Below are 18,280 nucleotides of genomic sequence, written 5' to 3'. Positions count from 1 at the left end.
AAAGGAGCATTCCTGTAATGAAGAAATTTGAGGATTGAAAGAAAAAGAGCCCTCTTGGTATAGTACAGGGTGTCAATGCGCATTGACCCCGAAATTAAATAGATACCAAGGAGAGGACTCAATAATGAATTATAATCAAAATCGTAAATTATCGCAAATCACACCATCAACCCTAATCGTGGGGATTGATATTGCCAAGGACAAACACGTAGCTCGCGCCCAGGATGATCGAGGGTATGAATTTGGCAAACGATTGATCTTTGAAAATCGGGTACATGGCTTTGAACAGTTATTGGATTGGGTATCCAGGCTTCAAAAAGACTATGACAAAACCACAGTTATTTTTGGAGCGGAGCCAACAGGGCATTACTGGCTAAGCCTTGCTTATTATTTAATAGCTCAGAAATATAATTTTGTGCTAGTGAACCCTATGCACGTGAAGAAATCCAAAGAGTTCGATGATAATTCGCCAACGAAAAATGACACGAAAGATGCGCGTGTCATTGCCCAGCTGGTGAAGGATGGTAGATACTCTGTACCAAATCTTCTCGAAGGCATATATGCCGAACTAAGAGAAGGAATAAAATTAAGAGATCAACTAACCAAACAGCTGATGATTATTGAAGGCCGCATTCAGAACAATATCCAACGATACTTCCCGGAGTTTAACGATGTGTTTAAAGATTGGGATGGAAAAACTGCCTTCTTCACATTGCAGGAATTTCCATTTCCGTCTGACATTCGTGACATGACACCAGAAGAAGTATTAGATCGCTGGAAAACAGTGGTGAAGCGTGGTGTTGGAATCAAAAGAGCAACGAAACTAGTAGAAAAAGCACAAAAAAGTATTGGTATTGAGATAGGCTTACGTTTTGCGAAGAAAGAATTACACAGTCTATTGGATCAATACGAATTGTATCGTGACCAATTAGAAGAACTAGATCAAGAAATCGCAGAGTTAATGAATGATATACCAGGGGCAAAAGAAATAATGGCGATTAAAGGTCTGGGAGTAACGACAGTTGCCACCTTTTTCTCAGAAGTAGGGGATCTTATGAAGTATGATCATCCTCAACAAGTAGTGAATATGGCAGGCTTATCATTGCGTGAGCATAGTTCCGGAAAGTTCAAGGGCCAAACGAAAATAACCAAACGAGGGCGAAAGAAACTACGAAAAGCCTTATATTTAGCTGTTCGCCCACTTGTAGCCAGTAACCCAACGTTTAAGGCCCTGCATACGTATTACACAAAACGCCCTGATCGTCCACTGAAAAAGCAGCAATCACTGATTGCGTTATGTGGGAAGTTAGTACGTGTTCTGTTTACCATGGGACAAAAACAGTGTGAATTTGATGGAAGTAAACTATTGAAGGGAATTCCTCCAAACGAAACATTACTAGCTGCTTAATGAGCCATATGGAATTGTAAGTATAAATGCACATGAATTTTTGGAATCGAAAAACACCAATAATGCAGAGTCGGAGCTTATTTTTTTCCATTCGGGCATAGGACCCAGCAAAGGAGCTTTTCCGACCTCCACCTTGTGGATACGCAGGACGAAGGAATGTATGGATGTAAATCCCGTGATATATGGGAGGGTAAGCGACCATAAGTAGTGTGGAGAAAGTGAAGCATGGTTATACTGTTTTTTACCAAACACTACCAATTTGGTCGTTAGGATGGATTAATTGGTGTTAGAATATTCTGTATTCTAACCACAGATATCTCTCCCCGACTGCATTCTAAAATAGGTGTTAATGAAATTCTGAGAAAACAAGAGTATTTAGAAGATATTTTAAATATATAGAGGGAGTGAAGGTAAGTGAAAGTATTCGAATATAGAGTGGAAGACATTCAAATTCAATTAAAGGTTAATACTGATTTCGGTACAGTAATGACTGAAAAATTAAATGCGCTAGGTCGAGAAGGATGGGAACTAGCAGGAGTTAATGGAACGGTATTTTATTTAAAAAGAGAAGTAACTTGATTCAGGAGGAGAAGTATAAGTGTTATTCCAAAATGAAAAGTTAAAAGTACGGAAAATAGAAAAAGAAGATAGCTACCAATTCCTTCTATGGTACTTCTTTAAAAGAACATTTATATAATTCCAACGTAGAACACCTTGTAATGATGGGATGTCAGACGGAACATTGCATTGATACAGCTGTTAGAACGGCAACAATCAATTGCTTTGATGTAACACTAGTCGGTGATGGTCACTCTACTTCTGACTCCAGACACTTAACTGCTCAACAAATTATTCAGCATCATAATGAAACGCTTCATGGCCATTATAACGTAGACAATTTTTCAATCGTTAGAAATAGTAATGAAGATTTGTTTAATCCAATTCATGATAGATACCGTTAAGAATGGGAAAAGCATCTGCTTTCTATCAAAAGAAAACAGATGCTTTGATCATTCTTCCATTTCATAATGTCCACGATCATCTCCAAAATATTTGTTATATCGTTTTTTGAATTTGTGGAATAGATAGGCTACGATAACTTTCACAATCGCATAGCCTGGAATTCCGAGAATCACCCCGAGGATACCGAATAAATTTCCTGCAATAAGTAAAACAAGAATAATGGTTAATGGATGAACCTGCATGGTTTTTCCCATAATATTAGGTGAAACGAAATTACCTTCTAAAAATTGTACCGCAATCCATACAATAGCCAGCTTTAATAACATAAATGGTGAACTGACAATCGCTATAATAATGGCTGGAATGATGGCGATGGTTGGACCTAGATAAGGCACAACACTCGTAACAGCTGCAACAATTGCTAAGGTAAATGCGTAATCAAGTCCAATGATGAGATAACCAATAAATAGCAAGATACCGATAACGGATGCAACGATGATTTGACCTTGGATATAGGAACCAACTTGGGTATCCATATTCGATAAAAGTTGTTTGATATCATCACGAAATTTCGGCGGAAATAGTTTAATGCTAAATTTTTCAAACTTTTTTCCATCCTTTAAAAGGAAAAATAATATGAATGGAAAGGTTATAATGGATACAACAGTAGTGGTTATGGTATTTGCAATATTTTGTATCCCTTGAAAGCCAGTAGTTATATAACTCCCAATTATTTCAGGAAGTTCTCCCAATCTTTCCATTAACCAGTTATAGCCTTCATCATAATATGGCCCTAAGAAGGAGTTTTGAATCCATGTTGTCATTCCATTCCCTAGTTGATTTAAGTAGCTTGGAAAGTTCTCTACTAAACCTTTCACTTGTGCCTCAATTGCTGGTGCGGTTAACAAAATAATGCCTGTTAATGCTCCACTAATGCCGAGAATCAGTATAATAATACCCCATATTCTCGGAATACGGATTCGCTCTAAAATATCTACGATTGGATTCAATAGATAGTATGCAATAAAGGCTAGTATAACGGGCGGCGCCAGTGTAGAAAAAATAACCTCCAGTGGGTAAAAGATAAAAGAAACCTTCGAATAAATGAAGATTGTAATCCCGATTAAAAGAAAGAAAGTTAAAATATAAAAGATATTTTTACCACCAAGAAATTTTAAAAAACGATCCGATGACTCCATTAATCCGCATCTCCCTTTTTTTATGTAATTTACCTTATTCTTATTTCATTATAGTAACAATTATATACCAAATATTATCATCATAGTGGCATACTTCCAACTATTTTAATTTTGATAAAATCAACTAAAAAGTAATTATATGGTATTATTTAATAAAGGACAAAAATAAAGGGGAGGGAAGCATATTGACAACAGTACTATATATGGTACGTCATGCAGCATCTCCATTTAGACTTGGGGAAGAGAGAACTAGAGGGTTATCGCAAGAGGGACAAAGCGCTGCTAGGAAAGTAACTGCATTGCTAAAGGATACAGATATAGCAGCAATCATCTCAAGTCCATATACAAGGGCAATTCAAACTGTACAAGGAATTGCAGATGATAAAGGATTAACCATTAAAGAGTACGAAACATTAAAGGAAAGGGCAATTAAAGGATTGCAATATAGACTTCCTGAACCAGAACTGCTAAAAGCAATCGAGCATTCTTTTGAAAATAAAGTATATTGCTTAGAAGGTGGAGAATCTACCCTACATGCTCAAAATCGTGCAATTCCTACTATCATGCAGTTGATAAATGAATACAATGGAAAGAATATTGTGATAGGAACACATGGAAACATTATGACGATTATTATGAACTATTTTGATGAGCGTTATGGATATGATTTTTGGAAAAGTACTTCAAAACCTGACATCTATCAACTAACTTTTGATAATAATAGTTTAATAGAAGTGGGAAGAATATGGAGTTATTAAAGAAGGAGGCTCGACCATATGGATGAAAGAATCAAAGATTTAATAGAGTTGGCTCAAAGGAAATTTGGATTAGGTAATTACTATTTGAAACGACATAGTATCGACCGAAGTCTTACTATTTTTAATGAAACGAATTATATTTTAAGCATGGAGTGGTTTCCTGAACATGTGACTGTAGATGAAGATGATGGATTAAATCCGGAAGGAACAGCTGTTATTGAAATGGATATACATACTCAACAATTCAATAGTGCCATTTTTGTTGGAGGAAAAACGTATGAAGACAATGGTGTAACATTTGGCTATTTTGACATCAATACCATTACACATTGGATCGAAAAAGAAACAAGATTAAGATATGGTAGACATTTTCATTTAAAAAAGGAAGAGGAAAATAGACTTTTATTTGCAGAATGCACCGATGGTATTGCTGTTTCACCTGCTGGCTTTATAGAAGTTGAATGGGATAATAGAGGACGACTTACTTCATTTTCTGTTCATGGCAATTTTCCTCCTAAAGCATTAGTGAGAGAAGAAACATATCAACTCTCACTGCAAAAAATAGAAGAAATTGCTAAGGAACAGTTGCAGTTGGTATACTTTCCCTCTTACGAAAAGGAATGTTTAATTCCAGTTTATGCGGTTGAGGAGACTTATATTACAAATGACAATATGTCGACTATTCCTTTTGCAAGGATGGATGACAGAGGAGCATTCATAGAAGTGAAGCGAATACTGGATTGGCAAACACCACTTGACGAACCTTTTGAAAGGAAAGAGATTGATTGGAATGAAAAAATTACGATAGAACAAGCATTTACACGAGAACCGTCTCCTGATACGGTACCAATTAGTTTCGAAGAAGAAAAAGAATTTGTGCAAGCTGTCATTGATTTTTTGCGAAAAGCTTACCCAGATGATACTGAAAAATGGAGATTACATACACTTTTTCGTAAAAATGGCTATATTAATGCGTTACTGAAATTAGTAACGCCAACAAACCTAGTGTTTCAACAGAAGTTGCTACTTGTGATCGATACAACAAGTATTCAAGTAGTTAATTTTATGGACACACAGGATATCGAGGAAATGTTTAGTGCCTTTCAAAAACTCGGAGAAGTAAGGGTAACCAAAGAAGATGCATATAACAAATTAAAAAAGGATTTTCAATTAAAGCCATGTTATGTATATGATTGGAAAGAAAATCAATACCTCTTATGTGGAGCGTTTGATTGTCGCTATGGGATACATGCGATAAATGGTGAAGTCGTAAAATTAAACGAGTTATAATACAGTTCCATTTTAGCTTGTATCTCTTTTGACAGAGTGTAATTATTCCCTTTCCTGGATACTCAAAACCGAAAAACGGGAAGGGATAATTCACTATCTCTATTTCTACCTCAGATGAAAATTTTATTTCAAATGGACTACCTCTAAAACTATTTTTTCGAACTATTAGCCCCTTTTCTTTCTAGTAATTTCTAAATATATATAGGTAATGTGAAAATTTAATTTCATGATCACTGACACTTTATATCCATTCATAGATAAATCACTTTCAATTAATGATTTTGTAAAGCGAAACGGTTAAAAATAAATAGGTCGAAAGATTCACCTAAATATCCTTAATTCAAAATATTGTAAAACATTCGGTTTAATCATTTCCTTAAAATGTAAAATTAGAAGGAGAGAAAAACGTAAAAACTTGTAGCATTTTGTCAAAAAGTTTGTTTTTTAGCAAAAATTAGTAATAAAATGTCAACTTAATTATATTTTAGGTATATTGTTCTGTTTTTGTTATATTATGGTATTATCTGTTGACTTTAAATGTTAGAATCTTCTAATCTAATAATCAGAAAGTACTTAAGCTTTCACCTATCTTTTTAAAAAGGGAGATGAATAAAATGGCAGGACAAATTCGTATGACGCCTGAGGAACTAAAATCACGAGCAGAAGTGTATGGTCAAGGTTCAGACCAAATCAATGAAGTACTAAGTAAATTGAGAAATTTACAAGAACAACTGCGCGGAGAATGGGAAGGGCGTTCATTTGAGCGATTTGACGAACAATTTCTTGAACTCGTACCAAAAGTTGAGAACTTTTCACAACTTTTATTAGAGATTCAAACACAATTGAAAAGCACAGCTCAGGCAGTACAAGAACAAGACGAAGCACTTTCTCAAAATTTTGGTCTTAGATAAATAAGTGTGTGTTAGTCGAAGGAATTAGTTTGAAAACTATTACGTTAAGATTTAGGTCATGAGCTACACGATGATTACTATTGTGTAGCTCCTCATACTGCCTTTTTAATCCTATCCCCTTATGTCATTATTTCCTTCATTTATACGTTTATATATATTTATGGTGCTTACAGCAAAGTACCTTCATTTACGAAATAATAGGTAGGAGATGTCCAATATGAAAAAAAATATGATACAGCTGCCCATTTTTTTGCTGCTGATTCTAACATTAATAATAGGTTTGTCTTATGTATCATTAGATCGAGATTCTACTTCACAAGATGTAGATATAAAAGAAGATAGAATGTCAATTGCCCTTGTCAACGAAGATGATGGTGCAACGTTTGATGGGGTGGAATTAGGTTTTGGTGATGCGTTTGTCCAAAGCATCAATCAGACTAACCATGAATGGTTTGTTGTTAGTCGCGGTGTCGCGGAAAGTGGATTAGAACGAAATACATATGACATGATGATTGTGATTCCGAAAAACTTTACCGAAAAAGCATTATCAATTGATTCGGAGTCGCCTGAACAAGTTGTATTGAATTATAAAATCAATGCTTCGGACAGTGAAGCGGTTCGAACTCAAGCAGAGGAAACGGCAAGTAACATATTAAACGATTTTAACCGTCGAATTATAGATGTTTATTTTGCAAGTGTAATTGGTAACTTGCAGGAAGCTCAGGATAATGTTGCGAATTATGTAGAAGAATATGAAGAACTAACCTATACATACAATAATGCAGTTCACAACCCGTTATCTAGTTATACCAACCAATTCACCATGATAAAAGATAATGCGGAAGTGTCGAAAGATTCCTTTAATGGTTTTGAAAATACCTTGAATTCATACGAAGAAAACTTAGTAGAACAGTTAGGGAGCTTTGAAGACTATCAATCTAATATTCAAGAGGTAGAAGAAACACAACAATCCAATAGTGTGATACATAATGATTTTGCAGAACAATTAAATGGCTTCCAAAATGGGTTAGATCATGGCGATGTCAACAGCCAACTTCAAAACCTTCAAGATACTAATGATTACATTAATGCACAATTTCAGCTAAATAATGAAAATCAAGAGGATCCTGTAGAAAATCTTGCATTTCACACTAGAGGATTACAAAAACGTTTGGATACTGCATTACAAGCAATTATGGAGGAACAAGAGAGCTTTAATGTAGACTCAATAAATAGTAACGTTAGAGAGCGATTGGCAACTTTTGTTGAAAATGCATTTGAAGGCGAAAATGATCTGACCATATTGTTAGATACACAGCGAGATAAATTGCTAGACAGAGTGGAAGATCAAATTGCGCAATTACCTTCTCTTGACGAGGAAGCATTGGAAGAAAGTGATCTTTCCCCGGAAATGATTAAAGAAATACAAAACGTTATGAGAGTGACCAAGAAATACAATGATGAATTTAACGAAGTCTATCCGGTTAATCGTGATTTGATATTACCGGAACATATTCAAGCATTAAAAGAAGATTTGAATATAAATGGTGTAGAGCTGAAAGATACCGTCATGTTACCTGAGTCGGAGAAGCCACTAAGAGAATTTAAGGTTACCGATATTCCAGAAGGCTTTGCCATTAGCAGATTATCAATCCAACTTCCGGATGGAGAAGAACATACATTTTATAACTACCAGGAAAATGATGAAGTCGAATTACCTACCTATCAGAACGGTGAATTCACGGTAGCTTTAACATTGAGATTAAAAGATGATTATCTGGATCAACCACTTGATGTGTATGACATGAAGCGATGGAATTGGGAGTTATATCAAATTGATGAAGAAGATGCTGAACAATTGGAACAAGATGATGAAGCCGAGGAAGAAGAACCTACGACTAAAGAACCTACACCAATAGTTGCAAGCTATACTGTAGTTAATACAGAAAATAGTTCTGAATCAACAGAAGCACCTGAAACCAATGCAGAAAGTCAAGAGGATACCGAAGCAGATTCAACAAGTGATGAGGAAAATGAATCAAGCGTTGATGACACAGGCAGTGAGGATCAAAACAATGATCAAGGTGATTTGAATAATGACGAAAACAATCAAGATTCTCCAGATGAGAGCACCGGTGAAGACAATGAGGGATCCAATCAAGTAGGTGAGGACCCAGAGGAGAATGATGGATCTGAAGAAGATCCGTTAGAAGATGATGGTTCAACTGGTGGGGAGGAAGAAACGCCAGATGAAGATAACGGGGAAAATCCTGATGAAAATGAAGAAGAACAGAAAGAAATTGAAATAGTAGAAATAGATCATCATTATATTCGTCACAGTGTTAAAACACCAGTGATTGATGATGCTACAGAAGATTTAATCCGTGCTGTAGAAGATACTATTACACCATATCAAAAATTATTGTCTTCTTATGAAGCATACTTTGACTTAGATTTGACTTGTGTTGATGCAGATCCTGAGTCTGAAAAATGTGCTAAGGTGGATCAGGAAGAAAGTTTAACAGAAATGGCGTCAGATCAATCATTATACGCACTATTTAATAAAGATGTCGGAGAATTACTGACAGATTATATTGCAGAGCAAGTAATTGCTGATGTAACCGAAGAAATAAGAGAGCCTTTAGTGAACTATGAAAACCAAATGGAAGATTATCGTAGTTATATTGACGAAACGATTAGACGAGCAGATCAATTAGCGACAACAGTAGTAAATACAAGAGAAGCTGCCCGTATTTTAAATGATAACTTACAATCAACATTAGAAGATATCACCGAATGGCGTGACCAAAGTTTAAGCTTAATAGACAGCCAGTCAGAAATTCAAAATACGAACGAGCAAGAACAGCAAATGGTAATGTCCCTTAGTGAAGGGTACCAACCAGTGTTTAGTCAAAGTCAAACTCTTGCAGATCAAGCATCCAATAATCTCAATGAAGCAGAAACGGTTTATCAAACATTTGATCGAATCGATGAACAGGCTGATACGATTCAGCAGAGTGGATCAGATCTAATTCAAGAGGCTGAAGTACTTGCTACCAATATGACAAATAAATTAATGAGTGATCAGGAGTTTGTAGATAACTTCACCAATGTGATGGCAAACAGTCGAATCGGCGACAGACAAAATGAAGACTTATATGATTTCTTGGCCAATCCGGTAGAAACAAGAAATGAAGGAGTCATTGTTGAAAGAGCCGATACTTTTACAGCCTATTTCCTTGTCTTGATTTGTTTCCTAGTTGCCTTGTTTACAGGCTATGGTATGTCAACTATTAGTCAGAAACGAATGGCAGAGAATCAATTTGAAGAGGAAAAATCTATCGTAAGCCAAAATGGTCTAATCACTGGTATCATCGCTTCTGTCGGAGTGTTGGAAGGGCTAGTATTAGGTTTAGTGTCCGCTTATTTACTTCAAATTAGTGGCGGAAAGTTAATTCTTTGGACCGGGTTAATGATTTTGATTATGTTTACTATGGTTCTTGCAGCAACCTATTTACTACGACAACTGAAAATGATCGGTATGTTCATTTTACTAGGTTTATTGAGTATGTACCTATTCTTGACAAATGCTTTAACGAACAGTTTATCAGGAGTAGGAGATTGGCGTGACTTGTCTCCATTACAATATGTCGAACGATTATTAAACAGAGTGGTGCAAGGATCGTCTGATTACGGGTTTATCGTATTTGGTCTAATTGTGATTGCCTTACTTGCTGTATTAGCAAATCTGTTAGTGGTTACGAGAAAATCCAGTCAGGTAACAGAGGATGATGAGAATGTTGCTTAAATCGATAAGCAAAATGATCTTAATTAGTTGTTTATTTCTTCTGCTGATGCCTTTGTCTGCATCAGCAGAAGATAACGATGAGAGTAATGGAAAAATCAATTGGAAAATTGATCGGATCATGGAGAATGATTCTGAAGGAGAACGCAGTAAAAGGGAGACAGAATTAGAGAAGAGGTTTCCAGAATTATTTAAAGATGAGACAACAGAGGTCATTTCAATTATTAAAGAAGAACAGCAGGAATCAATAGACAAATTAGAACAAGATTTATTTGCTGCTGAAATAGAGCCGAATACCATGATTGATGATACGAAGCAAGCATTGTTTACTCAGGATTATGTTGCTCCTGAAGCAGCAAGTTCAACGGAAGAAGAAGAGGACAATGGAAGTTCTTCATTAGTCATGACTGGAATTGTAGGGCTTGCTTGTCTCATTGGTGGAGGCATGTATCTAATGTTTCAGAGATTGGTTGACTAGGAGTGTTACAGAATGAAGAATAGTCATATTGATGTAACGATTGATTTTAGTGAATGTGGTATGGGGAGGAGTTATGATTTACGCGTTCCCGTTCAAATTTCAGTGAAACAACTGTTATTAGATCTCATTGACACGCTAAAAATTGATCAGTTAAAGGTATCAAAGTCTGCCTTTAAAGTGAAAACAAAAGGTCTCGTTCTTGCTGACGATGATATGTTAATCGACTATCCCGTAACTAGCGGCGATATTATAACTGTACTGTGTGAAGGTGCTACTAGATAGAAGAAGGAGCAAGTTAAACATGAGAGAAAAAACGATTGAGTTTAATAACCTGTCCCTCCCATTTACTATTAGTGATGATAGATGGGAGTTGCGTTTAGCTAAATCACAAACACGAGTGAAAGATCCCCAGCAAATTCGGATGTTAACCGGGGCAACAGAGGAATCATTTGTACCTTTAGAAGTGGAAGAAGAAGGCGATGCTTTCACTTTTTCCTTTTTTATTGATCCCAAAAAGAAGCAGTGGAAAGATTTGCAGCGACTCCACCGTCATGAAAAATTACGCTTGCTTTATAACCTTTCCAGTTTGAACAAGTTTCTGTTGTCTCGTTTAACCTTTTTCATTCATCCTGATAATCTGTTGTTTGACGATAACCTGCAACCTCATATCGTTTATCGAGGTGTGCGAAATATTGTTCCCCCTTATGAAATAGAGGAGCAGGACTTTTTGAAACAATTAAAGTGTTTTAGCATTGCGCTACTCTCCAATAAATATACATTTGATCAGCTATACAACGGAGGATTAGAAAAAGCAAAAGATACAGAATTTGAAAAAAAGGTACATCAACAAGAGGATCTTGAGCAATTTATTGATTATTTACAAACAACATATAACGTTGAGCAACAAAAAACAGAAAAAACAATGAAGCTAGTTCCGACCAGACGTTTCTTGTTATTTAAACGACTTGCCATTTCTTTTATTATTATTGCCGTTTTATTAGCAGTACCACTGATTTACATTGGTTTAGTAAGCCTTCCATATCAACAGAGCTTACTGGATGCTCATGAAGAGTATTTAGCTTCTAATTACAGTGACGTAATAACAACGTTAAATGGTGAAGATGCAGAAGACCTGCCGAGGGCAACCAAGTATATTCTTGCTTATTCATACGTTTCTTCTGAACAATTATCAGAAAACGATAAAAACGTGATTATGAAAAATATCAGTTTAAATAGTGATCAAGATTATTTACTATATTGGATTTACAATGGTCGTGGCGATTTCGAATTAGCGATGGATAAAGCAAAATATTTAGATGATCCGCAATTGATCATGTACGGACTTATCAAACAGATTGAGCAAGCAAGTAATGATCCAGATTTAAGTGGAGCAGAACGCGATGAAAGAGTTAGTAAGTTACAAGACGAGCTGCGCCAATATCGTGAAGAATACAAATTAACTGAAGATGAAGAAAACCAATTTGATAATGGAGCAGGATCTGAGGAAGGGATGGAAACAGGTGAAAGTGAACAACCGATAAGCGAGGAAGACCCGCCTTTAGAAAATACGGAGGAAGAACCATCTTAGATTATGTCTGAAGAACCATCATAAGTACAAGAACACGTAGTCTAACGGACAGATCTAGGACAATAAGCAAAAAGTTGTCCATAACAACTAACCTTATGGACAAAAGTAGAACAAAATGAGAAGAACGAGTAAAACTGTCCATAACAGCTAATTTTATGGATAGAATCTGACCAAAGTATAATAAAGATAAAGATATTCGGTTAAGCAATATTTATGTGGTTTAGTGAAGAGAGGAAGAAACAGATGGTACAGAAAACACTTGTGGTAAATTACGGTGAGCAACTTCATAAAACTGGATTATCTGAAGGATCACCAAAAGATATAACAGTGGGGAATGTTTGGGCGGATACGATGACTTTCTTGACGCTCGATCAGTCAATCTCTGTGAAGTGGGATGGTGAATCATGCTTTGTAGATGATCAACGATTGGAGCAACAAAGACAACTATCCCTTTCAAATGGTGACAAGATTCATTTTTATTTAACGGATACAGAGAATCGACACCTGTTTGACATTGCAGCAAAACAGCACATTTCGATAAGCAAAAATGAATATGATGATCTGGTAATTGAAGATATTGAGGCTGATCTGCTTCTTTTTCGTGAGCAAGAAGGCTATCGTTTAGAAGTTCATGGAGGAGTAGTATTCCATAACTTTTCATTTACCAATGGAAACAACTATGTGGAACCAGGTGATCAGCTTTTCTTTGATGGGGTAACCGTGATTGTTCGTCAGGAAGACATTGAAGTGGTACCGTCAGGAAGACGTGTTACATCTAAGCTAATCCCACTTACGGATAAGGAGGAGCAGTTTAGTCCTGACTACCCTGATTATCATCGTTCTCCTCGGATTATTTATCGAGAACCAGAAGAGAAAAAAACAATCGCAAAGCCTTCAGGTAAACCGAACAAACCGAGTGAACAGCTAGCACGAACGATTGTACCACCGCTTGTGATGATCATAGCGTTGATCATTGTATCACTTATTCAACCAAGAGGAGTCTTTATTGTTGTGATGCTAGCAATGACGGTGACAACTATAATTTTCTCTATCACGTCATATATTAAAAGTGTCAAGCAGTATAAAACAGATATGAAGCATAGAGATAAAACTTATCGTGAATATATGGAGCGAAAAACAAAGGAACTCTATCATGAAACGGAAGAACAGCGCCATGCTTTATTCTATCATTATCCAGATGTAGGAGAGATTCGAGATTTAGTCCTAGACGTGAATGCCCGGATTTATGAAAAAACGATGTATCATCATGATTTTCTTCATTTTCGTGCGGGATTAGGTGATGTCGATACAAGCTTTGAAATTGAATTCCGCGAAGAAGAGTTTACTCAAGATAAAGATGAGTTAGTAGATGCTGCAAGAGACTTGCGCTCACAATTTCAAGGTTTATCTCAAGTACCAATCGTAACATCGCTGACAAAAGGGCCTGTCGGTTATATTGGTCAGCGTGAGCTTGTATTGGAGCAATTGCAGTTGTTAGTCATTCAGCTTTCCATGTTTCATAGTTATCATGATATACAGTTTATTAATATTTTTCCAGAAGACGAAAAGCCACAATGGGACTGGATGCGCTGGTTACCGCATGCAAGCTTGCAGGATCTTAATGTTCGAGGATTTATCTATCATGAACGTTCTAGAGACCAGGTACTGCATTCGATGTATCAAGTCTTAAAAGAGCGTAAGCAAGTATTAGAAGAAAAGGCGAATTCTCAGGAAAAAACCATTTTCACACCACATTACGTTATCTTGATTACCGACGAGAAGCTAATTTTGGATCATATCATCATGGAGTTTTTTAATGAAGATCCAAGTGAATTAGGGGTATCTCTTGTATTTGTGCAAGATGTCATGCAGTCTCTTCCGGAACATGTTAAAACCGTTATTGACATTCGTGACATGAAGACGGGAAATATTTTATTAGAAGAAGAAGAATTGGTTAATAAAAACTTTGTACCAGATCATTTTCCAGAAGGATTTAATAAAGAAGAGGTTTCACGAGGTCTAGCGCCGTTAAACCATTTACAAAGTTTGAAAAATTCAATACCAGAAAGTGTTACCTTTCTTGAAATGTATGGCGTAGAAAAAGTCGAAGAATTAAACATTAGTGGGCGCTGGGCAATGAACGAAACCTATAAAACAATGGCCGTCCCATTAGGATTAAGAGGGATTAATGATCTTGTTCAGCTTAACCTGCATGAGAAAGCACATGGTCCACATGGTTTAGTGGCAGGTACTACTGGATCTGGTAAGTCCGAAATTATTCAATCTTATATTCTTTCGCTCGCGGTTAATTTTCATCCTTATGAAGTTGCCTTCCTCTTGATTGACTATAAAGGTGGGGGTATGGCTAACTTATTCAAGAATATGCCCCATTTACTTGGAACGATTACCAATCTCGATCGTACACAATCTATGAGAGCATTAGCTTCTATCAAAGCAGAATTGCAGAAACGTCAACGTCTATTTGGCGAACATGACGTCAATCATATTAATCAATATCAAAAATTATATAAGCAAGGAAAAGCAAGCGAGCCGATGCCGCATTTGTTCCTGATTTCGGATGAGTTTGCCGAATTAAAATCGGAGCAGCCAGATTTTATGAAAGAATTAGTCTCTACAGCCAGAATTGGACGTTCATTAGGGATCCATTTAATTTTGGCTACTCAAAAGCCTAGTGGTGTAGTCGATGATCAAATCTGGTCTAACTCCAAATTCAAACTAGCATTAAAAGTACAGAACGCTAGTGATTCAAATGAAGTATTAAAAACATCTGATGCAGCAGAAATTACCTTGCCAGGTCGTGCTTATTTGCAGGTTGGAAACAATGAAATCTATGAGTTATTCCAGAGTGCCTGGAGTGGAGCAGATTATGTAGCAGATAAAGAGGATCATGAATATGTAGACACAACCATTTATGCAATTAATGATTTAGGCCAATATGACATCCTAACTGAAGATTTGAGTGGTTTGGATAAGAAGGAAGAAGTGGAGAGTGTACCAACTGAATTGGATGCGGTCATTGACTATATCCATGACTATACAGAAGCACAGCAGATCGAACCATTACCAAGACCATGGTTGCCTCCATTACCTGAACGAATCTATGCGACTGAATTGCATGAAGTGGACTTTAAGGAAGCATGGAATGAACCAAAGCAGCAGTTGGAAGCAACAATTGCTATGTTGGATCAGCCAGAATTACAACTGCAAAGACCGCTATCAATCAATCTTACCAAGGATGGACATATTGCAGTCTTTTCCAGTCCGGGATATGGAAAGTCTACCTTTTTGCAAAGTTTATTAATGGATCTTGTTCAGCGGCATAATCCAGAACATTTGCATGTGTACTTATTAGATTTTGGTACCAATGGTTTATTACCTTTAAAAGATCTGCCACATGTCGCAGATACGATATTGTTAGATGAAACCGAAAAGGTAGAAAAATGGATTCGCCTGCTTACTAGTATCATCTCTGAACGCAAAAGAAAATTAAGTAGTTATGGTGTTGCGGATATGGAAATGTATGAGAAGGCAAGCGGCGAAACGATCCCGAACTTATTCCTGATGATCGATAACTTTGACTCTGTGAAAGATGCTGATTTTGGAGATGAGTTTAACAAGCTGATTACTCAGATAGCTCGTGAAGGGGCAAGTATTGGTATCCACTTAGCGATTAGTGCTGGACGTCAAAGTGCCATGCGTATGCCAATATTATCGAATATTAAGCGACAAGTGTCACTATATTTAATTGATCCAATCGAAGTTCGTACCATTGTCGGCAAAACAGATCTAGAAATTGAAGAGATACCTGGACGGGGGATACTGAAGTTGGATGAACCTGCGTTATTCCAAACGGTATTGCCTGCTGAAGGAGAAGAGGCTCTGGATATTATAGAGGGCATCAAACAAATCGCAGAAGATATGGGAGCATTCTGGGATGGAGAGCTCCCAGAGGAAATTCCAATGATGCCTGAGGGTGCAATTGAATTTGAAGCATTTAAGCAGAAAAAGAAAACGAAGAAACTGGTGGAACAAAGCCAGTTACCACTTGGATTGGACTTTGAAGACGTGGCACCACTCGGATTTGATCCGGAAAAAGACGGTTTCCTAACGGTTGTCAGTGATCGAAAAGATGGTCTGGATAAAATGACAAATGCGATTTCAAAAAGTATGATATTGCTGAAGGAACCATATCAAACAATGCTTATTGACACAATTGATCAAGGTTTATCAGAAATTGGAGCAACGATGAATGCCTATATTTCTGATAACGATGGCATCACAGCTGTAAAACGAAATATTCTAACAGAAATTAATACTCGCACCAAAGGTGATCATAATGGTGTGAAATGGATGATTATGATTAGGGATTTAAAAGACTTTGCTGAAAGAAGTCTTCTGTTAGAAGAGGATCTATCGGTTTTATTTGAACAAGGTCCAAAGGTAGATGTACATTTTATTGTTTGTGGAGATTCCAGTTATATTAGCACAAGCTTCGAAAAGCCAGCGAAAGTGGTTCGGAAATTATCGAATGTAGGTTTAGTTAGCATGCGTCTAGGTGACCAGGATATCTTCAGTCAGCCATTTATTCGCAAGGAAACCTATCCTGCGGCGTATGAAGCCTATTACGCAAGAGATCATCAACATATTAAAATAAAAGTTCCGCGATAAGGAGGAGGAATTGATGAGTTCGTTAAGTTACTTACGTTGGAGAAAAAGTTCTGTACAAAGCCAAATACAATCCAATCGATCTTTAATATCTAGTACGGAGGATAAAATAGCCCGATTACGTCAAGCTTTAAGCGAAATATCATCCAGCTTGTCAGATTTACAATCCGTAAAGAGTTCCATTAATAGTCTTTCGATTGATTTGAACAGCTGGCGCGGTAGCGAAGAAGATAAGTTTGAAGACAAGTATGATAGCTACAAGGATAGCGTCAAAACATACGTATCTAAAGTAGAAGATGCCAAAGAGGCGATTCATGATGATATCAGGAGATATGAAGCAGAAAAGGCATCCTATCAATCTAGTATCAATAGTTTGCAATACTCACTTAATTCTTTAAATTGGCAAATAACTCAAGCGCAAAGGGAGTTGAGCTAAATGTCTAAAGAAGTCTCAATTAATATGAGCGTATTTCGTGCTAATGTAGCGAAATTAAAAACTGCAGTAGCGGATATTGAAACAAATACAACAACTAACTCTTTCAGTAAAACGAATATTGAACCGTTCACGAAGGATTTAGAGAATGTAATAGAAGCGATGGAATTATTGGAGCAGTATAAGAATATTTTAGAAGCAGATGTATCTACGTTAGAACAAACTGGTGAACAAATGAGAGAAAAAGATGAAGAGTTAGCTTCAGTAAAACATCCTATTGTTGGTCCACAACCAATACGTTAGGAAAGAGAGGGATATTCCATGGGACATAAAGTTGATCTGTCAGAAGTGATCGACTTCTCGGATGAGTTTAAATCAAAGTCTGAAGATATAAAAGATAGTCTTTCAAAAGTGGAACAAAACATAGAAGAAATCTGTAATATGACTACTTTTTCAGGGGAAACTGCAGATCAAGCCAAATTATATTTTAGAGACCTTCATCTTACTGTCTTAACAACATTTGATGGAGTCTTTACGGATTTATATGAGAATTTGAACAAACATATTGAGACCTTCCAATCAAGAGTAGATGAAAGTAGTAGCACCATTATAGAAAGTAATTATGTTAGAGATACAATGGAAGATGTCAGTGAGGACTATGAAGCTTTACAAACACACCGTGATTCAGTAAGTAGCACTATTAGCAGTATCTCAGATATTAGCAGTGCAACCACTCCTTCTTTCGTTGCAATCAATAATGA

At 36.5% G+C, this 18,280-nt stretch carries 14 protein-coding genes and 1 pseudogene; 14 read left to right on the top strand and 1 reads right to left on the bottom strand.

Annotation, left to right across the window (positions count from 1 at the left end):
* The first annotated feature begins 124 nt into the window (after positions 1-124).
* From J5J03_RS17815 to J5J03_RS17805, 3 genes and pseudogenes are all read left to right on the top strand, one after another.
* Positions 125-1,408, top strand: a complete 1,284-nt coding sequence (locus tag J5J03_RS17815) for an IS110 family RNA-guided transposase (RefSeq protein ID WP_208585901.1) — start codon at positions 125-127, stop codon at positions 1,406-1,408.
* A 414-nt stretch (positions 1,409-1,822) separates the two neighbouring features.
* Positions 1,823-1,987: a hypothetical protein gene (locus tag J5J03_RS17810; protein ID WP_208591425.1), complete on the top strand. Its 165-nt coding sequence runs from the start codon at positions 1,823-1,825 to the stop codon at positions 1,985-1,987.
* 65 nt (positions 1,988-2,052) lie between these two features.
* A pseudogene (locus tag J5J03_RS17805) lies at positions 2,053-2,370 on the top strand (isochorismatase family protein); the annotation flags it as partial.
* A 48-nt stretch (positions 2,371-2,418) separates the two neighbouring features.
* Here the strand turns inward: J5J03_RS17805 and J5J03_RS17800 are convergent.
* Complete coding sequence (locus tag J5J03_RS17800) at positions 2,419-3,570, bottom strand: AI-2E family transporter (protein ID WP_208591424.1); 1,152 nt, start codon at positions 3,568-3,570, stop codon at positions 2,419-2,421.
* Between the two features lie 185 nt (positions 3,571-3,755).
* Between J5J03_RS17800 and J5J03_RS17795 the strand changes: the two genes are divergently transcribed.
* The 11 genes from J5J03_RS17795 to J5J03_RS17745 all read left to right on the top strand — a co-directional run.
* On the top strand, positions 3,756-4,328 hold the full coding sequence (locus J5J03_RS17795) for a histidine phosphatase family protein (RefSeq protein ID WP_231710818.1): 573 nt from the start codon (positions 3,756-3,758) through the stop codon (positions 4,326-4,328).
* 18 nt (positions 4,329-4,346) lie between these two features.
* Positions 4,347-5,618, top strand: coding sequence for a hypothetical protein (locus tag J5J03_RS17790; protein WP_208591422.1), 1,272 nt, complete (start codon positions 4,347-4,349; stop codon positions 5,616-5,618).
* A gap of 614 nt (positions 5,619-6,232) precedes the next feature.
* A complete protein-coding gene (locus tag J5J03_RS17785; RefSeq protein ID WP_018932434.1) occupies positions 6,233-6,529 on the top strand; it encodes a WXG100 family type VII secretion target in 297 nt (98 codons plus the stop codon).
* Between the two features lie 217 nt (positions 6,530-6,746).
* Positions 6,747-10,337, top strand: coding sequence for a type VII secretion protein EsaA (gene esaA / locus J5J03_RS17780; RefSeq protein ID WP_208591420.1), 3,591 nt, complete (start codon positions 6,747-6,749; stop codon positions 10,335-10,337).
* Positions 10,327-10,812 carry a type VII secretion protein EssA gene (gene essA, locus J5J03_RS17775; RefSeq protein ID WP_208591417.1) on the top strand — a complete coding sequence of 162 codons (486 nt, stop codon included), beginning with the start codon at positions 10,327-10,329 and terminating at the stop codon, positions 10,810-10,812. Before esaA ends, essA begins: the two co-directional genes overlap by 11 nt.
* A 12-nt stretch (positions 10,813-10,824) precedes the next feature.
* Positions 10,825-11,094: an EsaB/YukD family protein gene (locus J5J03_RS17770; protein WP_208591415.1), complete on the top strand. Its 270-nt coding sequence runs from the start codon at positions 10,825-10,827 to the stop codon at positions 11,092-11,094.
* 19 nt (positions 11,095-11,113) lie between these two features.
* Positions 11,114-12,400 (top strand): type VII secretion protein EssB, encoded by a 1,287-nt coding sequence (gene essB, locus J5J03_RS17765; RefSeq protein ID WP_208591413.1) that lies wholly within the window; start codon positions 11,114-11,116, stop codon positions 12,398-12,400.
* Between the two features lie 243 nt (positions 12,401-12,643).
* Entirely contained in the window at positions 12,644-17,089 is a 4,446-nt protein-coding gene (gene essC / locus J5J03_RS17760) for a type VII secretion protein EssC (protein ID WP_208591410.1), read from the top strand.
* A gap of 13 nt (positions 17,090-17,102) precedes the next feature.
* Entirely contained in the window at positions 17,103-17,522 is a 420-nt protein-coding gene (locus J5J03_RS17755; protein WP_208591408.1) for a YwqH-like family protein, read from the top strand.
* The gene (locus tag J5J03_RS17750) at positions 17,523-17,822 is read left to right on the top strand and encodes a TIGR04197 family type VII secretion effector (protein ID WP_208591407.1); all 300 of its coding nucleotides are present in this window, start codon (positions 17,523-17,525) and stop codon (positions 17,820-17,822) included. It begins immediately after the preceding gene.
* An 18-nt stretch (positions 17,823-17,840) separates the two neighbouring features.
* Positions 17,841-18,280, top strand: a 440-nt coding sequence (locus tag J5J03_RS17745) for a T7SS effector LXG polymorphic toxin (protein WP_231710817.1), incomplete at its 3' end; no start/stop codon positions are given.

Source organism: Gracilibacillus suaedae (assembly GCF_017599345.1).
In the GTDB taxonomy this organism is placed as follows: domain Bacteria; phylum Bacillota; class Bacilli; order Bacillales; family Amphibacillaceae; genus Gracilibacillus; species Gracilibacillus suaedae.
Note: the sequence above shows the minus strand (reverse complement) of the source record. Positions and strands in the feature narration are given on the sequence as shown.